The organism is Eudoraea adriatica DSM 19308 (genome assembly GCF_000382125.1).
In the GTDB taxonomy this organism is placed as follows: domain Bacteria; phylum Bacteroidota; class Bacteroidia; order Flavobacteriales; family Flavobacteriaceae; genus Eudoraea; species Eudoraea adriatica.
On sequence record NZ_KB907546.1, the window covers coordinates 476,708 to 494,960 of the forward strand.

General features: G+C 38.4%; 14 protein-coding genes. 3 read left to right on the top strand and 11 right to left on the bottom strand.

What is annotated here, in order from left to right:
* Positions 1 to 2: 2 nt before the first annotated feature.
* The 8 genes from G504_RS0102365 to G504_RS0102400 all read right to left on the bottom strand — a co-directional run bounded on the left by G504_RS0102365 (position 3) and on the right by G504_RS0102400 (position 12,305).
* The gene (locus G504_RS0102365; protein WP_026348343.1) at positions 3 to 1,469 is read right to left on the bottom strand and encodes a DUF1501 domain-containing protein; all 1,467 of its coding nucleotides are present in this window, start codon (positions 1,467 to 1,469) and stop codon (positions 3 to 5) included.
* 9 nt (positions 1,470 to 1,478) lie between these two features.
* Positions 1,479 to 4,676 carry a DUF1553 domain-containing protein gene (locus G504_RS0102370; protein ID WP_051089552.1) on the bottom strand — a complete coding sequence of 1,066 codons (3,198 nt, stop codon included), beginning with the start codon at positions 4,674 to 4,676 and terminating at the stop codon, positions 1,479 to 1,481.
* Between the two features lie 209 nt (positions 4,677 to 4,885).
* Entirely contained in the window at positions 4,886 to 6,157 is a 1,272-nt protein-coding gene (locus tag G504_RS0102375) for an adenylosuccinate synthase (protein WP_019668530.1), read from the bottom strand.
* Between the two features lie 15 nt (positions 6,158 to 6,172).
* Entirely contained in the window at positions 6,173 to 6,628 is a 456-nt protein-coding gene (locus G504_RS0102380; protein ID WP_019668531.1) for a Fur family transcriptional regulator, read from the bottom strand.
* Positions 6,629 to 6,725: 97 nt separating this feature from the next.
* Positions 6,726 to 8,933 (bottom strand): RelA/SpoT family protein, encoded by a 2,208-nt coding sequence (locus G504_RS0102385; protein WP_019668532.1) that lies wholly within the window; start codon positions 8,931 to 8,933, stop codon positions 6,726 to 6,728.
* Between the two features lie 41 nt (positions 8,934 to 8,974).
* On the bottom strand, positions 8,975 to 10,207 hold the full coding sequence (locus tag G504_RS0102390) for a M48 family metallopeptidase (protein WP_019668533.1): 1,233 nt from the start codon (positions 10,205 to 10,207) through the stop codon (positions 8,975 to 8,977).
* A 101-nt stretch (positions 10,208 to 10,308) separates the two neighbouring features.
* Positions 10,309 to 11,121 carry a TrmH family RNA methyltransferase gene (locus G504_RS0102395; RefSeq protein WP_019668534.1) on the bottom strand — a complete coding sequence of 271 codons (813 nt, stop codon included), beginning with the start codon at positions 11,119 to 11,121 and terminating at the stop codon, positions 10,309 to 10,311.
* 113 nt (positions 11,122 to 11,234) lie between these two features.
* Complete coding sequence (locus G504_RS0102400) at positions 11,235 to 12,305, bottom strand: DUF3810 domain-containing protein (protein ID WP_019668535.1); 1,071 nt, start codon at positions 12,303 to 12,305, stop codon at positions 11,235 to 11,237.
* Positions 12,306 to 12,375: 70 nt separating this feature from the next.
* Here G504_RS0102400 and G504_RS0102405 point away from each other — a divergent pair, with 70 nt between their 5' ends.
* Complete coding sequence (locus G504_RS0102405; RefSeq protein WP_019668536.1) at positions 12,376 to 13,830, top strand: aminoacyl-histidine dipeptidase; 1,455 nt, start codon at positions 12,376 to 12,378, stop codon at positions 13,828 to 13,830.
* A 32-nt stretch (positions 13,831 to 13,862) separates the two neighbouring features.
* Here G504_RS0102405 and G504_RS0102410 read toward each other — a convergent pair whose 3' ends face one another.
* The 3 genes from G504_RS0102410 to G504_RS0102420 are packed head-to-tail and all read right to left on the bottom strand — an operon-like array spanning position 13,863 to position 16,559.
* The gene (locus tag G504_RS0102410; RefSeq protein WP_019668537.1) at positions 13,863 to 14,984 is read right to left on the bottom strand and encodes a peptidylprolyl isomerase; all 1,122 of its coding nucleotides are present in this window, start codon (positions 14,982 to 14,984) and stop codon (positions 13,863 to 13,865) included.
* Between the two features lie 10 nt (positions 14,985 to 14,994).
* On the bottom strand, positions 14,995 to 15,546 hold the full coding sequence (gldI, locus tag G504_RS0102415) for a gliding motility-associated peptidyl-prolyl isomerase GldI (RefSeq protein WP_019668538.1): 552 nt from the start codon (positions 15,544 to 15,546) through the stop codon (positions 14,995 to 14,997).
* On the bottom strand, positions 15,543 to 16,559 hold the full coding sequence (locus G504_RS0102420; protein WP_019668539.1) for a DHH family phosphoesterase: 1,017 nt from the start codon (positions 16,557 to 16,559) through the stop codon (positions 15,543 to 15,545). Before G504_RS0102420 ends, gldI begins: the two co-directional genes overlap by 4 nt.
* A gap of 170 nt (positions 16,560 to 16,729) precedes the next feature.
* On the opposite strand from G504_RS0102420, the gene G504_RS0102425 reads away from it, so the two are divergent.
* Together G504_RS0102425 and G504_RS0102430 are read left to right on the top strand one after the other, a co-directional pair.
* A complete protein-coding gene (locus tag G504_RS0102425) occupies positions 16,730 to 17,758 on the top strand; it encodes an alkaline phosphatase D family protein (protein ID WP_019668540.1) in 1,029 nt (342 codons plus the stop codon).
* A gap of 48 nt (positions 17,759 to 17,806) precedes the next feature.
* Positions 17,807 to 18,226: a nucleoside-diphosphate kinase gene (locus tag G504_RS0102430; protein WP_019668541.1), complete on the top strand. Its 420-nt coding sequence runs from the start codon at positions 17,807 to 17,809 to the stop codon at positions 18,224 to 18,226.
* The last annotated feature ends 27 nt before the right edge of the window (positions 18,227 to 18,253 follow it).

Below are 18,253 nucleotides of genomic sequence, written 5' to 3' on the forward strand. Positions count from 1 at the left end.
GTTTAAGCCAGTATTTCTTTAACTACCTCGCCGTGTACATCTGTTAATCTGAAGCGTCTTCCCTGAAATTTGAATGTCAGTCGTTCATGATCCACCCCCAGTAAATGCATGAGTGTTGCCTGAAAATCGTGTACATGCACCGGGCGTTGCACCACGTTATAGCCGAAATCATCTGTGGCACCAAGAGTGATTCCTTTTTTGATTCCTGCTCCGGCCATAAAAATTGTAAAACATTTAGGGTGATGGTCTCTTCCAAAATTATCCGGAGTGAGTTGCCCCTGGGAATAATTGGTGCGCCCGAATTCTCCACCCCATATTACGAGCGTGTCCTCTAACATACCTCTTTGTTTAAGGTCTGTGATAAGTGCTGCTGTAGCCTGGTCAGTATCTTTGCATTGAACTTTAATGGCACCGGGCAGGTTTCCATGTTGGTCCCAACCCTGGTGATAAAGCTGAATAAACTTTACATCCTTTTCGGCCATTCTTCTAGCCAAAAGACAGTTGGCAGCAAAGGTCCCGGGCTTTTTGCTGTCTTCACCGTACATATCATAGATATAGTCCGGTTCATCTGAAGTATCCATAATCTTTGGTACTGAGGTTTGCATTCTATAGGCCATTTCATATTGAGCCATACGGGCAATTATTTCGGGATCTCCAATATCCTGATGATTCAATTTTTCAAGTTGTTGTAAATGATCTAATTGATCTCTTCTGTTAATTCCATCAATACCAGGAGGATTGGTTAAATACAGAACAGGATCCTTACCAGATCTAAATTGTACACCCTGATGTTGAGAAGGTAGAAACCCATTACCCCATAATCTGGAATATAAGGGCTGTCCGCCAGTTTTACCCTTGGTAACCAGGACCACAAATTCTGGCAAATTCTTGTTGTCCGTTCCCAGGCCATAACTTACCCAGGAACCAATAGAGGGTCTTCCGGGAATTTGTGAACCGGTTTGTAAAAAAGTAATGGCAGGGTCGTGATTAATGGCTTCCGTGTGCATGGACTTAATGAAACACAATTCATCAACAATTTTAGAGGTATGGGGCATTAGGTCGCTCATCCATGCCCCACTTTGACCATGCTGCTTAAAGTTAAAAAGTGTTCCTGCCAATGGAAAGGAAGCCTGTCCGGATGTCATACCCGTAAGACGTTGCCCCCCACGTACACTTTCAGGTAAATCCTGACCATTCATTTTATTCAATAGGGGTTTGTAATCAAATAGATCTAACTGAGATGGTGCACCACTCTGAAAAAGATAAATTACGCGTTTGACCCTTGGCGGGAAATGAGGGATTCCGTTTAATCCCCCACCAGCAACCTGTGACGGTTGCAAGATATCATTTTGTGCAAACAGCCCCATTGGGTCCAGCATTGACGCCATGGAAAGAGCTCCCATGCCCAATGACGTTTTGGTTAGAAAGTCGCGCCGTGAATAGTTTTTATTATGATGATGTGTGCACATGGTTAAATCTTATCTCTTTGTATACGTTTCGTCATGGTTTAATAATGTGTTTGCGACCATAGCCAGGGCTGCAGTTTTGCTATTAAGGTATTCCGATCCCACATCTTTATTTCCGACTTTTAAAAATTTCAAGGCTTCACTTTTGTTAGAAGTAAACCACTTGGATTGAGAATTATACAAATCTTTTAAAACTTTGGCTTCTTCTTCTTTTGGATATCTGCTTGTTGTTAACCTAAAACCATATTTAATTTGTTGATCCAGGGAATCCCCACCTTCTTTTTGCATCCTTACTGCAAGCATTTTCGAAGCTTCAACAAATTGCACATCATTCATTAAAACAAGTGCCTGCAAGGGCGTATTTGTATTTTCTCGCTTAACTATGCACACTTCTCTGTTAGGAGCGTCGAAAGCCGTCATAGCGGGGTGTGGTGAAGTTCGTCTAATAAAAGTGTATAATCCTCGTCTATACAGACTGTCGCCGCCAGATTCTTTGTAATTCATTAATTTATAGGAAAAGCTCGATTTTTCTATCCACAGGCCCTCCGGCTGATAGGGTTTTACGCTTTGACCACCAACATCCCTAACCAAGAGACCACTGGTTTCTAATGCATTATCACGAATCATTTCTGCAGGTAGCCTGTAACTATTACTTCTTGCCAGGTAATAATTATAAGGATCTTTCTCAAGCATTTCCGGAGTAAACCGGGAAGACTGTTTGTATGTATGGGAAAGAACGATCGTCTTAATTAATTTCTTTATATTCCATCCACTTTCCATAAAGCTTGTTGCGAGCCAATCCAATAGCTGTGGGTGGGAGGGAAGTGTTCCTTGAACACCGAAATCCTGGGGCGTATCCACCAGGCCTTTACCCAAGAGCATTTGCCATACTCGGTTAACTGTAACCCTCGCAGTTAACGGATTTTCAGGAGAGAAAATCCATTTAGCCAGACCTAAACGGTTTTTTGGATATTTTTCGGAAAACGCTGGCAGTATATCGGGTGTGTTAGCTTCCACCGTGTAGATAGGTTGCTCATAGTCACCTCTGTTATAAGCATATGCCTGTCGTGCTTCAGGCATTTCCTCCATTACCATTACTTCCATTACAGGAATCATCTTTTTAAGCCATTCATTTCTCAGTTTACCCAACTCTTTTTCTAATGATTTTACTTCTGATGCCTGTGAAACCCAATATTCAGGTGCTATAGCAGCTGCCTTATTTTTATCGTAAAGATTTGCTATTTCTTTTGTGGTTAAAACCCTGGAAAACAAATGAATATCATCTATTTTTCCTAAAAACAAACCATTTTCTCCGGTAAAAGCCCTGTAGCTTTTTGCTACCATAACCGGCCTGTTTATAATTTTCTGTTCCCCTCCGGTAATGGTTTTAATAGATTTGTACAGATTATCAAATAATATATCTTGTTCCGTTTTATTTCCGTTGATAAAAAGTTTTAGATCTTTGGCTTTTCCGGAACCGCCGTAGCTAAAGGCTACGTTATACCATGAATTGGTTTTAAGCGAATCTTTAGAACGGACGTGAATGTAATTATGTGGCAGAGAATGTATCAATCTTGCATTTAAATAATTAAGACTGTCCAGATAAAATTCCCATCCCCGCCAATAATTATTTTTGTCACCTGCAGTTCCTAATAATGTTTGCGTTCTTCCTGCTTCCCTCTTTGTTGTATTCATCCATAGGCTTGCAGAAAATGCATTTGTCCATTCGAAGTTTGGTATATTCTTGAGATAGACCTCATCATATTCTCCTGTAAACTCCAGGGCATTTCCCTTCACACCTTTATTAATGATTGGTGCCTCGGTTGAGGTAGCCATCGTATTCCCATCAATTATATGCTCTCTTTTATTCTTAATTTTTTGAACCGTATTCATTGGATAATACCCCAACAGACCTATTTTGTTGAAATCGCCCGGTAATTGGCGCATATATGTTTCCAAAGCCATTAATTCTTCTTTGGTTAGTTCCAACAGCTTTTCTTTTTCCTGAATTTTGCTATCGAGTGACTTCAACTCATCTTCAGTTTCCTTTTGGGGGAGTGCCAGCATCGGACCGTAATTGCCATCATCACCGGTCATCCCCAATTCCTTGACATTATTAAAGAAGGCTGTTAATTCATAATAGTCTTTCTGGGTAACCGGATCGAATTTATGGTCATGACAGCGGGCGCAGTTAATAGTGAGGCCCAATAAAGCAGTTCCAACTGTTTCAGTTCTATCCCAGACATAATTTAGCCTGAATTCTTCTTCAATGGCACCACCCTCTGCAGTCATGGGATGATTACGATTAAAAGCAGTGGCTAGTTTTTGGTCTTTAGTGGCATTGGGTAAAAGGTCACCTGCTAATTGCCAGGTAATAAACTGATCATAAGGCATATTTTCCTTGAATGCGTTTATTACCCAATCGCGCCATGGCCACATCAAACGCCATCCATCTGCATGCAGGCCATGAGAATCTGCATATCTCGAAATATCCATCCAATCTACCGCCATACGTTCTGCATAGGCATTGGTATTCAATAATCTGTCCACTACTTTTTCATAAGCAGTATCAGAAGTATCTGAAAGAAAGGCATCAATTTCAGGAATTGTCGGTGGGAGTCCCGTAAGATCCATAGTTACTCTTCTTATGAGCCTTTCTTTTCTGGCTTCCTGGGAAGGTTCAAAACCTTCTAATTCCAATTGTTTTTGTACAAATTTATCTATCGCATTATTGGTAGGCCAGAATTGGTAATTTAAAGAAGGGATGTCTGGTTTTTCAGGAGCGATAAATGCCCAATGATCCTTCCATCTGGCTCCCTGCTCTATCCATTTGATTATAATTGCTTTTTCTTCTGCATTTAATGATAAATGAGAATCAGGCGGAGGCATTTGAATTTCAGGGTCTGCATTTAATATCCGGTAGACACTTTCACTTTGACGGGCATTACCTGCCACAAAAGCATAATTACCACTGCTTAGCCTGCCGAATGCATTCTCCTCAATATCCAATCGCAGGCCTGCTTTTCTTGTATTTTCATCAGGACCATGGCAGGAGTAACATCTGTCCGACAGAATTGGTTTCACATGAAAATTAAAATCAATTGATTCCGGAAGAGATTTGTATGCCATTTCTACCTCTTCCGGCATATCCAGCGTACAAGAGGTTAAAAATGTTGTTAAAAGAACAAAACAGTAAGAATATCTAAGCATTTTAAGCAAATAATATTCTTAAAGATAGGATTTTTTACTTTAGCCTCCAGCTGTCAAAACGAATTGACAAAATCATACCCATCTTTGATAATATGTAGTATTTATTTGTAATTGATGACAAAATAGTACTAACACGAATTACTGTTTTGGCTTCACTTTGCTTTATGAAGAGTCAAAAAGCAGTTAAACTAATTTATTTTGGAAAGTCTTTATCTGTGAATGGTTTGTTTTCGATCCGGGCCTACCGATACAATTTTAATTGGAATCTCTAACTCCTTTTCAAGGTAATCAATGTAATCATTTAACGTTTCAGGGAGCTGTTCGGCGCTTGTCATTTTGGTAAGATCCTTTTCCCATCCCTTCATTTCTGTGTAAATAGGGGTAACATTATCGGCTTCAATATTATAGGGAAGATGGCTTACCTTTTCACCTTTGTATTTGTATGCTGTACAAATTTTTATTGTTTTAAATCCGCTAAGTACGTCTGCTTTCATCATCATTAATTGTGAAACGCCATTAATCCTTACGGCATATTTTAAAGCTACAAGATCTAACCATCCACAGCGTCTTGGTCTGCCAGTGGTGGCTCCGAATTCGTTGCCAACCCTTCCCATAGTCTCACCAACTTCATCCTCGAGTTCTGTTGGGAACGGGCCACTTCCTACCCTGGTCGTATACGCTTTAAATATACCAAAAACCCCGCCTATATTCCCCGGGGGTACGCCAAGGCCGGTGCAGGCACCTGCGGCGGTAGTATTGGAAGAAGTTACATAAGGATAAGTTCCGAAGTCTATATCCAGCAAAGAGCCTTGTGCTCCTTCAGCCAGGATTTTTTTCCCTTTTTTTTGTGCCTGGTAAAGGTATTCTTCGCTATCGATAAATGTCAGTTGTTTTAATTCCTTTATTGCATTAAAGAATTCTGTTTCCAATTCCTTAAGATCATATTGTATATCTACATTATGAAAGTCTATCATGGTTTCATGCTTATCAGCCAAAGCACGATATTTATCCTTCCAGTTGTCCAGTTCAAGATCTCCAATCCTCATTCCGTTCCTGCCAGTCTTATCCATATAAGTAGGTCCTATACCCTTGAGGGTTGAACCTATTTTTGCCTTGCCTTTTGAAGCTTCCGAGGCTGCATCCAGCAGCCTATGGGTCGGTAAGATCAGATGTGCTTTCCTTGAGATCAGGAGTTTTGATTTTATATCCAGATCAAACTTTTTAAGGTTATCAAGTTCTTTCCTGAATATAACCGGATCTATTACTACTCCGTTACCAACAACATTAATTGCATTGTCGTGAAAAATACCGGAAGGAATAGTATGTAATACGTGTTTTATACCATCAAATTCCAAGGTATGTCCGGCGTTTGGGCCACCCTGAAATCTGGCAATAATATCATAGTTTTTAGTAAGTACATCAACTATTTTTCCTTTTCCTTCGTCTCCCCATTGAAGACCTAGTAGCAAATCTACGGCCATGCAGTATGTTATTGGTTAGTTATTAGTTTTTTCTTTAGGGTTTCTTGTACCGTAGAAGTACAGTGAATGATTGTTAATTTTAATGTCGAATATTTCTTCAATAGTTTGTTTTATTGATTGTATTCTAGGGTCGCAAAATTCAACTACTTCTCCCGTGTCCGTCAAAATTACATGATCGTGCTGTCTATCAAAATAGGACTTCTCGTACTGTGCCTGATTCTTTCCGAATTGATGTTTACGTACTAATTTACATTCCAGCAAAAGTTCTATGGTATTGTAAAGCGTTGCTCTGCTTACGCGATAGTTCTTGTTCTTCATATTGATATATAGCGACTCTATATCAAAATGTTCATCGCTTTCGTAGATCTCCTGCAAAATTGCATAACGCTCAGGAGTCTTTCTATGACCATTTTCCTCCAAAAAGGCGGTAAATACTTTTTTAACGATTTCCTGGTCTTTATTAGTCCCCATAATTACGACATCATCTTAAAGACAAATGTACATCTAAAAATAAGAATATTAATATTTTGAGACGGCAAGATTATGTGATAAGGGTAAAAGGAATTTTCTATACCCGGCTAACCTTTTCAATGCCGCTTATCCGCTTCAAATTATCGATAAGTTTTTTGAGGATGGCATTATTTTTAACCACAACTGTAATTTTACCGGTAAACGTGCCCCCATCCGTGCTAAAATTCAGATTTCGCATATTGACGTGCATATTATCTGATATAATTTCTGTAATCTCGTTCATCAGGCCCAAATTGTCAATACCGGTCAGTTTAATTTCAGATGTGAATTCTTCCTGGCTTGAATCAATCCATTTGGCAGCAATTATCCGGTAAGCATAGTTGGATTGCAGTGAAATTGCATTCGGGCAGTTTTTTTTATGCACTTTTATGCCTTCCGCCACACTTACAAAACCAAAGACTTCATCCCCCGGAATTGGATTGCAACATTTGGAAAGCGTATAATTTAATTTTTCCTCTTCCTTCCCAAATACGAGCATATCATATTTGGAAGTTATTTCCGCTTTATCAATATCTTCAGGTACTGGTTTACGCCGAATTTTATTCTTGAAGAAACTGATAAATGCATTGTTATATGATGATGCAAAGTCCTTGATCATCTGGTTATCTATTGCCCCAGTACCGATTCGATAGAACAGATCTAAACTTGTCTTGAGCTTAAAATGAACTACCATTTTATTGATAGAATCCTCGTTGAGATTAATTTTTTGAGACTTAAGTTTACGCCTTAACGTTTCCTTACCTTCAACAGCAATTTGCTTCTGTTCTTCCCGCAAAGACGAGCGAATTTTTGACCTGGCACGAGCAGTAGTGGCATAGTCCAGCCAATTCTGATTGGGTTTTGCTTTTTCTGATGTAATTATTTCAACCTGGTCACCACTTTTTAAAGTAGTGTTCAGAGGCACCAGCTTGCCATTTACTTTAGCCCCCCGTGTTCTCATCCCTACTTCTGTATGGATATTAAAAGCGAAATCCAAAGGCGTAGCGTCTTTTGGCAACGATTTTAATTCGCCTTGAGGAGTAAAAACAAATATCTCTTTGGAGTAAAGATTTAACTTAAACTCCTCCACGAAATCAACTGCATTTCCATTTGAGGATTCAAGGGCTTCCTGTAAGCGATTGAGCCACATCTCTATGCCCTGTTCTTTTTGTTCCCCGTGTTTATATTTAAAGTGAGCAGCATATCCTTTTTCTGCTATTTCATGCATTCGTTCACTGCGTATCTGAACTTCGACCCATTTTCCTTCCGGTCCCATTACCGTAATATGAAGGGCCTCATAACCAGTAGATTTTGGGGAAGATATCCAGTCGCGAAGGCGTATGGGATTGGGCGTAAAATGATCCGTAACTACGGAGTAAATTTTCCAGGCAATAAATTTCTCATTCTGTTTGTCAGACCTATAAATGATACGGATTGCAAACTTGTCATATATTTCATCAAAGGTGATATTCTGCGATACCATTTTCTTTCTGATGGAATAGATAGACTTCATCCTTCCTTTGATATAATAATCAAGGCCTTCTTGGTCTAAAGAATCTCGAATAACCTTGGAGAATTCATCAATATAGTGCTGTTGTTCTTCTTTAGTCTGTTCAATTTTTTCCTGAATGTCCCGGTAAACTTCCGGTTCGGTATATTTCAGACTTAGGTTCTCCAATTCCGTTTTTATGTTATAGAGTCCAATCCTGTGTGCCAGGGGGGCATATATATAAAGAGTTTCGGATGCCATTTGTACCTGCTTGTGTTCCGGCATGGCATCCATGGTTAGCATATTGTGATACCTGTCTGCTATTTTAATGATAATTACCCGAACATCATCGTGAAGGGTAAGCAACATTTTCCTGAAATTCTCAGCCTGTTGGGATATATTCATATCCTTTTTAAGGTGGGCAATTTTCGTAAGGCCATCCACAATGCGCGCAATGGTCTCTCCAAACATACGTTCAATATCGTCTAAGGTATATTCGGTGTCTTCAACAACATCATGCAGCAATGCTGCCGCAATAGATACGGCATCGAGACCAATTTCTGAAGCTACGATCTTGGCTACAGCTATTGGATGAAAAATATAGGCCTCTCCTGATTTTCGTCGTTGATTTTTATGGGCATCAACGGCGATATCAAAAGCAGAGCGTACAAGCTTCTTATCTTCCTTAGTTAAAGCCTGATAACTAATGCGAAGTAATTCCTTGTATTCATTTGCAATTTTCTTATTTTCCTGCTCTATGGCTGTTTCCACACTCATATTTTAAATTTACCACAATCTTTTAGAGTAAACAACAAAAATCATGCCTTAAGATTATGGATTCGTTGAATTAATGGTGGATGCGAATAGTGTAAAAATACATAGGCTGAATGGGGGGTTAAATTACTAAGGCTATTTTTTGACAGCTTTTTTAACGAGTTAATCAATGGTAAGGCTGCATAGGTGTCCTTAGCATAATCATCCGCTTCAAATTCAAATTTTCTGGACAGCATGTTCATAACCACCCCTGTTATTTCCGAGATTGGTGTATATAGAATCCCAAAACATATTAAAGCGGCGTGAAAACTGGGTTCTGTAACACCTATAGCATATGAAAATTCGGGGTTATTAATAAAAAGCGATAGTATGAAAAGGGTCACACCAGTAAGAAGTATTGAAATAACTATATTTATTATTATGTGGTGGCGTTTATAGTGACCAATCTCGTGCGCAAGAACGGCTACAATTTCTTCCTCCTCCAACTCCTGAATTAATGTATCGTAAAGGGTTACTCTTTTTTCTTTACCAAAACCTGCAAAATAAGCGTTAGCCTTGGTACTTCTCCTGGAACCGTCTATCACAAAGATATTTTGAAGTTTAAACCCCACCTCACGGGCATAATTTTCAATTTTACTCTTAAGGGGGCCATCTTCCAGGGGAGTTTGTTTGTTAAATAGCGGCACGATTAACCTGCTGTAAAAAAGGTTCATAAATACTGTAAAAACTGCTATTAGCCCAAGGGCATAAATCCAGAAATTACTGCCGGCTACTTCAAAAAACCAAATAATCATCGAAAGTATACCTCCTCCTAAAATTACCATCATTAGCCAACCTTTAAGCTTATCCATGAAAAACAACTTTCTGGTAGACTTATTAAATCCATATTTTTCCTCTATTACAAATGTCTGATAGTAAGAAAAGGGCGTTGTAATTATGTCGCTTCCAATTATGATAATCCCAAAAAAAATAAGGGCCATTAATATTGGGTTATCCGTTTGTTCCCTTGCAATTTTGTCTGCCCAGTCAAACCCTCCAAATATCAGGAAACCCAAGGTTAGAACAATTGAAAAGGAAGAAGACAGTATACCAAATTTGTAATTATCTTTCTTGTATGCCTGAGATTTTAAGTATTCTTTATTATCATAGACATCCTGTAATTCTTCAGGTACAGGATCCTGAAACTTTCTTGAATTGAGATAATCCACTGCGGTATCCAAAAGGAACTGAAAGACTATGATAAATAGTATTGTATAAAAAAGAAATTCACTACTCATAAGCAACTTTTATCTTTTAATTATCAGGGAAGTAAATTTTGTAAAATTAGACTTAATTAGGGTTGAATTTTTTTTGTTAACCTAAAAATTTCGGTTTAATCTTAAAGAAATTTTCTTTGTCGTTTAGCTTCAAAGATAAGAATTGCAGCCGATACCGAAACATTCATGGAATCAATCTCGCCTTGCATAGGTATTATAATATTCTGATCAGAATTCTCCAACCACTCCCGGGTGAGCCCGGTTGATTCTGTGCCTACCACTATGGCACAACCTTTTTTATAATCTACTTCTGTATAGACGCATGAGGCTGATAAGGCAGCGGAATAGATAGCTATGTTGTTTTCTTTTAAAAACCGGATCACTTCCATTGTGGTCCCTGTTGCGATATTTACAGTGAAAAGGCAGCCAACACTGGATCTGATAATATTTGGATTGTATAGATCTCCTTTGTTATTTACTATGATCACCGCATCTAGATTTGCTGCATCCGCTGTTCTCAGCAAGGCTCCAATATTCCCCGGTTTTTCCGGCGCTTCGGCGATTAACACCAATGGATTTTTATTCCTGAATGAAATGTCATTTACAGCGTGTTTTTTGGAAGAAGCAATAGCAACAATACCTTCTGTACTTTCTCTATAAGCCATTTTTTGGTAAATCTCATGTGAAACCTCTATTATTTCCGGAAATTTCTCAAAAGATTCTAATTTTTGCCTCAAATTTTCTTCGGAAATAATTTTCGGGCAAAAAAAGACATACTGAATGTTATAACCGCCTTTGCAGGCTAAGTCAAATTCTCGCTGTCCTTCCAGTACAAATGAGCCGGAACTTTTACGTTCACGCGATTTTTCTTTTAATAAGGTTACCTTTTTAACCAAGTGGTTTTGTAAACTGCTGATCTGCTTAACCTCCCTCATAGGACAAAAATAGATGAATTGATAAACTTTCTACTTGCTGTTTTTAAAAGATCACAATTTACAGCAGTACTAATACCTGATGTCCCTTAAACCCAAAAAATCATTTTTTGGATTTACTCAAGCGGATATTTCATATCATATGTTACTAAAAGTGCGACTATATGACTATAACTTTTTATTCCCTCCTCCTGGTTATTTGCCTTTAGAAATGAATTAAAAATTGATTTAAAAACTGGCTCAAGCGGGTTTTCATAGGCCAGCCAGAATCTATTTAACTCTTCGTAGTTTTTTTGTACACCGCTATTTAATCCGGAATATAATTCGTGAAATTTCTTTTCATCCTTTAATTTAATTTCACTTAAGGAATAGCTCAGGGCATAAGCTGCTGCTGCATATTTAAAGTATGAATCCTTGTTAGTGGCTGTAACCAGATAACCAATAAAATTTACTTCGTTTTCTGCAGAATAACCGATTTGATGTCCAATTTCATGTCCTGTAATCACCGGGAATCTGAAATTAGGTATTTTAGCATTAACCTGAGCTTCGTTTGTAAACGGATTAAGATACCCGCCATACCCCATATAAGTCAGGCCGGTACTAAAGGTAGATTTCTTTAAACTAGGATTTTTGTAGCTAAAAAGGGGAAATCTGGTTTTGAGATCCAGATACCCATTCAGGGTCTTTTGAAAGATCTCCTTCTGACTATAGGGAATCTCCACTATTTGAGCAGTATCTGAAGTAACTTCATAATGCAACTTATTTGTCCTTTCAATCAGTTTTTCTGTGTACGCAAGCAAGTCATTGGTTGTATAGCTGTCTTTTAGTTCCAGTGTTTGAGCCAGGGGTATACGGTAATAGTTAAGGCCCCACATAATATGAAATGTGAAGTAGGCCACTGAAAGAATCACAACCACATCTCTTAAGAAAAGGTTTAAATTTTTTCTTATTCGATTTCTGTTTCTAATAATATGCCAGATTGCATAAATTATCAGAACTCCATAAATTAAATCGCCTAAGGAAAATGAGAGCCATCCCAGCGCCAGGCGATAAAAGCTTGATATAAAGGGATATAGGCCATTGCTGTAGTAATTTTCAATGAGCTCCGGGTAATTTCCAAGCCACTTCACAATTATTATTTGAGGGATGATCGATAATGCTATCCCATTCTTCAACCTGTTATTCATTAATTCAAAAATACCAATTATCTCGCTAGGTTAATTTTCAATATGTACTTTTGAATTTTTAAAATAACATATGAACAAGGAAATAATACAATTAGAACCACAGAGCATCTGGAAAAATTTCTCAAAACTTAATGCCGTACCGCGACCATCCAAGAAAGAGGAACGGGTAATTAATTTCATGATGGATTTCGGCAGATCTTTGCAATTAGAGACGTTTAAAGATGAAGTGGGCAATGTAATAATCAGAAAAGAGGCATCCCCGGGAATGGAAGACCGGAAAACTGTTACGCTTCAATCTCATCTGGATATGGTACATCAAAAAAATTCTTCAACGGATTTTAATTTCGATACCCAGGGTATTGAGATGTATGTAGATGGCGATTGGGTCAGGGCAAGGGGAACGACCCTGGGTGCTGATAACGGCATGGGAGTAGCTGCGATCATGAGCTTGTTGGAAAGCAATGATATTCCACATCCCCCTCTTGAGGCTTTATTCACAATTGATGAAGAAACAGGTATGACCGGCGCAAAAGGACTAAAAGGTGATATGCTCAGGGGTCAGATATTATTGAATTTAGACACCGAGGAAGATGACGAGATAGACATTGGATGTGCCGGAGGAATAGATGTTACCGCGACCAGATCCTATTTGGAAGAAAATTTACCAGCCGGGTCTATTGCTTACGGAATAAGCGTTAAAGGATTGCATGGCGGGCATAGTGGAATGGACATACATCGTGGTTTTGGGAATGCGAATAAAATAATGAATCGCCTTTTGTTCAAAAGCACCGAGGAATTTGGTCTAAGAGTAGCACAAATTGACGGAGGAAGTCTCAGGAATGCCATTCCTCGTGAAAGTTTTGCAACAATTGTTTTGGAAAAAGTCCGAAAAAAGGATTTTGAGGATAAAATATCGGCGTGGATACAGGAAATTAAAAGCGAGAATTCTTTTATTGAAACCAAGCTTGAAATTAACCTGAATGAAGTTGAAATTCCTGAAAAAATAATGGAGAAATCTGCTCAGGTGAAAATTTTGAAAGCCGTATATGCAGCTCATAATGGTGTTTATGCTATGAGTGCGGCAATTCCCGATTTGGTGGAAACTTCTAATAATATTGCCAGGGTTGAAGTGAAATCCGGAAAAATAAATATTGGCTGTCTTACAAGATCGTCCGTGGATACAGCTAAAATAGATTTAGTAAATTCTCTCAGAGGTGCTTTTGAACTTGCAGATTGTGAAGTTACTTTAAGTGGTGAATACCCGGGTTGGAGTCCAAATCCGAATTCTGAGATTTTGGAGGTGCTAAAAGATCAGTATGAATTCCTTTTTAATGAAGAACCGAAGGTAGTTGCCTGTCACGCCGGACTGGAATGTGGTATTCTTGGAAATAATTACCCGGAGATGGATATGATTAGTTTTGGCCCAACTATTAAAGGTGCTCATTCACCGGATGAGAGAGTTAGTGTCTCATCGGTGTTGAAGTTTTGGACTTTTCTATTGCAGATATTAAAAAATACACCTTAAATAAAAAGGCCCGAAAATATTCGGGCCTTTTTTTACTCAGCTATACTCAGTATCTCAAGGTCAAAAATGAGATCTGCATTAGGAGGGATCGGTCCGCCACCTTGTTCTCCATATCCCAGATGGGGCGGAATAAATATCCTGATTTTATCCCCAATTTTCATGCCTAGCAAACCCTCTTTGAAGCCGGCCACAAGTCTTGAATCGGGACTAAAATCCATTGGGAAGGGCTCATAACCTCCCCCTTGTTTTCTTCTTTCGTCGAATTTATCGAACTTGATGGCAACATCTTCATAATTACTGTCAAATAGAGTGCCATCGGTTAACCAGCCGGCGTAGTAAACCAATACCTTATCACCAATTTTTGGTTTAGCACCTGTTCCCTCTTCAAGAGTAAGAATCTTTAAACCAGAAGGAAGTTCTTGAGCAAGATTTTGTTCCTGTTCTTTTATTTCTTCGGCAAAATCGCTTTTAACCTTTGCCATAGCCGCTATAACTGCTTCTTCTTCTGCAAAATAATCTGTCATTACTTTGATGGCATCAAAGTTTCTGGCATCCTTCCCATTTCGAACAATGGTCATCGAATTCATTACAACATCTACCACAGGTTTGTCTTTTCTATTGGGTTCAGCATAGGTTTTTACATTGGCAATAGAATCAACTACTTCCAGACCGGATACGACTTCACCAAAAACGGTGTGTTTGCCATTAAGAAATGGGGTCTCCTTATGGGTTATGAAAAACTGGCTGCCATTAGTTTTTGGCCCTGAATTGGCCATAGAAAGAATTCCAGCTTTATCATGAACCAGAGAGTCATTGAATTCATCTTTAAATCTATAACCCGGGTTTCCACGACCTGTACCGGTAGGATCACCCCCCTGAATCATAAAATCTTTTATTACTCTGTGAAATATTATTCCGTCATAATACTTTCTGTCTTTATACTCTTCACTAACAAAGGGATTATTGCCTTCTGCCAGGGAAACAAAATTGGCAACCGTTACAGGTGTTTTTTCCATTTCCAGTTTGATGATAATATCTCCCTGGCTGGTATTTATATCTGCAAACAGGCCATCTCCTAGATCTCTGTATTTACTAGATGTACAGCTTGTTAATGCTGATATGCCAATTAAAACAATTACAATTATTTTTTTCATTTTTTAGAATTTAATTATCCGTATTTTCTTCTTGTTTATCAATTTTTAAAATGCTAATGGTAGACTTGAGCGGTACATTTGGCCCAATTTTGTTATTATCTCCATGGTATCCATATGCCATTGCCGAAGGAAAAAAGAATGTTGCCGTTTCATTTTCTTTAAGAAGTTTGACACTATTGCGCAAGCCTGGAAATAATTCCTGTTTATCTACCCGATATTTTATCGTCCCGATTTCCTCCATAGTATAAATGGTATCATTTTCGAGACTAACCAAATTATATTTAAGCGTCACCAGATCATCGGTAAGGGGAGTGTAATCAGTATCCCCATTTCTTGAATTGTAAAAGTACCAGGATCCGGTGGACGAAGTCAGATAATCATGGAGCGTATCATTTCCTATGATTTGCTGAATAAATGCCTCTTCCTGTTTTAAAAGTTCTATATTCCGTTGAACGGAAGCTTTGATAAGATTTCCGGACTGCGTTTTAACAGGGCGCCTTGGTTCGGGTCCGCCACAAGCAATAAGGCATAACAATGGCAAAATATATAGAAAATTTTTCATCGGGTAAGCTGTTCTTTATAATTTTCCAACAAGGCTTCAAAATGCTTTACCGTCTCTTCCATATTGTTATCGCTTTTCCCACCTGCTGCGTTAGTGTGCCCGCCTCCGTGAAAGTGGTTTCTGGCAAACTCATTTACTGAAAATTCTCCTTCTGATCGAAAAGAAATTTTAATAATTCCTTCCTCCTTATTTTCAATAAAAATAACTGCGAAACGAATATCCTGAAGTGTCAGACCATAGTTTACAAAACCTTCAGTATCTCCTTTTTTATAATTGTGCGCATCCAATTCGGCCTGACTCAAACTCATATAGGCCGTGTTATAATTCTTGAGGATAACCATATTTTTTAATGCACAACTTAAGAGCTTTAATCTATCCGGAGTATTTGTATCAAATATTTTATTTTGAACTTCAAAGCTATTCGCACCTTTATCTATAAGATCGGCTGCAACCTGATGTGTTTTACTTGATGTTGAGGAATACTTAAAAGAACCTGTATCAGTTACAATTCCGGCATATAAGCATTCAGCAATTTCACTGGTAATCTTGTTTGCATCACCAAGAGAACTAATAAAATTATATATCATTTCGGCCGTAGAACTCATCTTTGTATCTGAATAAGTTATTTTGGCATAACTATCCGGGGCCTGATGGTGGTCTATCATGATAAATGTTGCACCTAGCCCTTCCAAGATTGGCGTCATCTGCCCAACTCTGCCCAGCTGATTAAAATCGAGGGTAAAACAAAGGTCAGAACTATTGAGGTATTCCATCGCTGCTGCATTATCTCTCTCGAAATTGAGAACTTCCGGGGTGCCGGGTAAGAATTTTAGAAACCTGGGGTAATCATTGGGGACAATTACCCTTGCTTCCTGTCCAATTAATTTTAGATAATACCATAAACCCAGCGAGGAGCCAATGGCATCACCATCGGGGTTTTTATGGGGCACAATTACTATCCTTTTCGGCTTGGAGAGCAGTGCTTTTATGACCTTTACATCCTCAGAATTCATGCGCGCAAAGATACAATTAAATTAGAGATTCCCTATAGGGCTTATTTTAAAAGTAAGGTAGAGCTTACTACTTTTCTTATGCAACTTTATTATACCTCTCAAAAGTAATTTGGTGAGGTATTAATATTCCTTTTTTAAAAGTTTATTTTAGCTAACAAAATATCGGCTTAATGAATAAATCAATCCTTGTTTTAATCGTTTTCGCTTTACTTTCAGGGTGTACTACGAAAAAAAAATCATTAAAGACAACTGTTCCTGAGTCCCAAATTACCATTGCTTTCGGCTCTTGTAACAAGCAAAACTTAGAAAATTTTTTATGGGATGATATAAAAGAGGCAGATCCGTTATTATGGATTTGGGGTGGGGATATAGTCTATGCAGATACGGATGATGTATCGAAAATAAGGGAATTATATAACGCTCAAAATAAGGTTACAGGCTACAAAAAATTAAAAAAGAATACTCAGGTAATTGGAACCTGGGACGATCACGACTATGGTTTAAATGATGGAGGCTCCGAATTTGTATCTAAAAGACAAAGCCAGCAGGCTTTTTTAGATTTTATTGACGTACCGGCAGATCATCCCAGACGAATGCAGGAGGGAGTTTATTTTGCCTATCATTATAACAGCGATCTGGGCAAAATAAAAATACTTGTTTTAGATACACGATATTTTAGATCGGCTTTAACCCGGGATAAAGAAACTGACAAACCATATAAACCTAACCCATATGGACAGGGAACACTTCTTGGAGAAACACAATGGAAATGGCTTGCCAATGAGTTGAACAATTCGGATGCGGATTTTAATCTTGTAGTTAGCAGCATTCAATTCTTGTCTAATGAACACGGTTTTGAGTGTTGGGGAAATTTCCCCCACGAAGTAGATAGATTTAAAAAGTTGCTTGTGGATTCGCAGGCTAAAGGGGTGTTGATTCTTTCCGGGGACCGCCATATTTCTGAATTTTCGAAAGTGGAAATTCCGGGACTTTCCTATCCATTGATTGATTTTACAAGTAGCGGGCTAACTCATGCATACTCTGATTTTTCCGGAGAACCTAATCCATATCGAATAGGAGGTGTTATATCTAAAGAGAGTTTTGGATTGGTAAAGTTCAATTTGATTACCAGGGAAGTTATTTTACAAATTGTAGAAAATGATGGCATTGTACCCCTGGAATTAAGACAGAATTATTAATGTTGTGGTTTGCTATAAGAAAATGTATTTTTGCCCAAAATTTTATAAATGACAGCTAACAGAACTTTTACAATGATAAAACCAGATGCGGTAGAAAATGGCCATATCGGGGCGATTTTAGAAAAAATCACATCAGCGGGATTCAAGATCATTGCAATGAAATATACTCAATTGAGCAGACGTGATGCGCAGCAGTTTTATGCAATTCACCGTGAACGACCATTTTTTGACGAGTTGGTTCAGTTTATGACAAGGGGGCCTATAGTTTCTGCTATTTTAGAAAAAGATAATGCAGTAGATGATTTCAGGGCTTTAATAGGGGCTACAAATCCTGCGGAAGCTGCTGAAGGAACCATAAGAAAATTGTTTGCAAAAGACATAGGAGAGAACGCCATACACGGTTCAGATAGTGACGAAAATGCGGCAATAGAAGGAAGTTTCCATTTTTCAGGCAGGGAAATTTACTAAGGGGAAATACCGAAAAATTTCATCTAA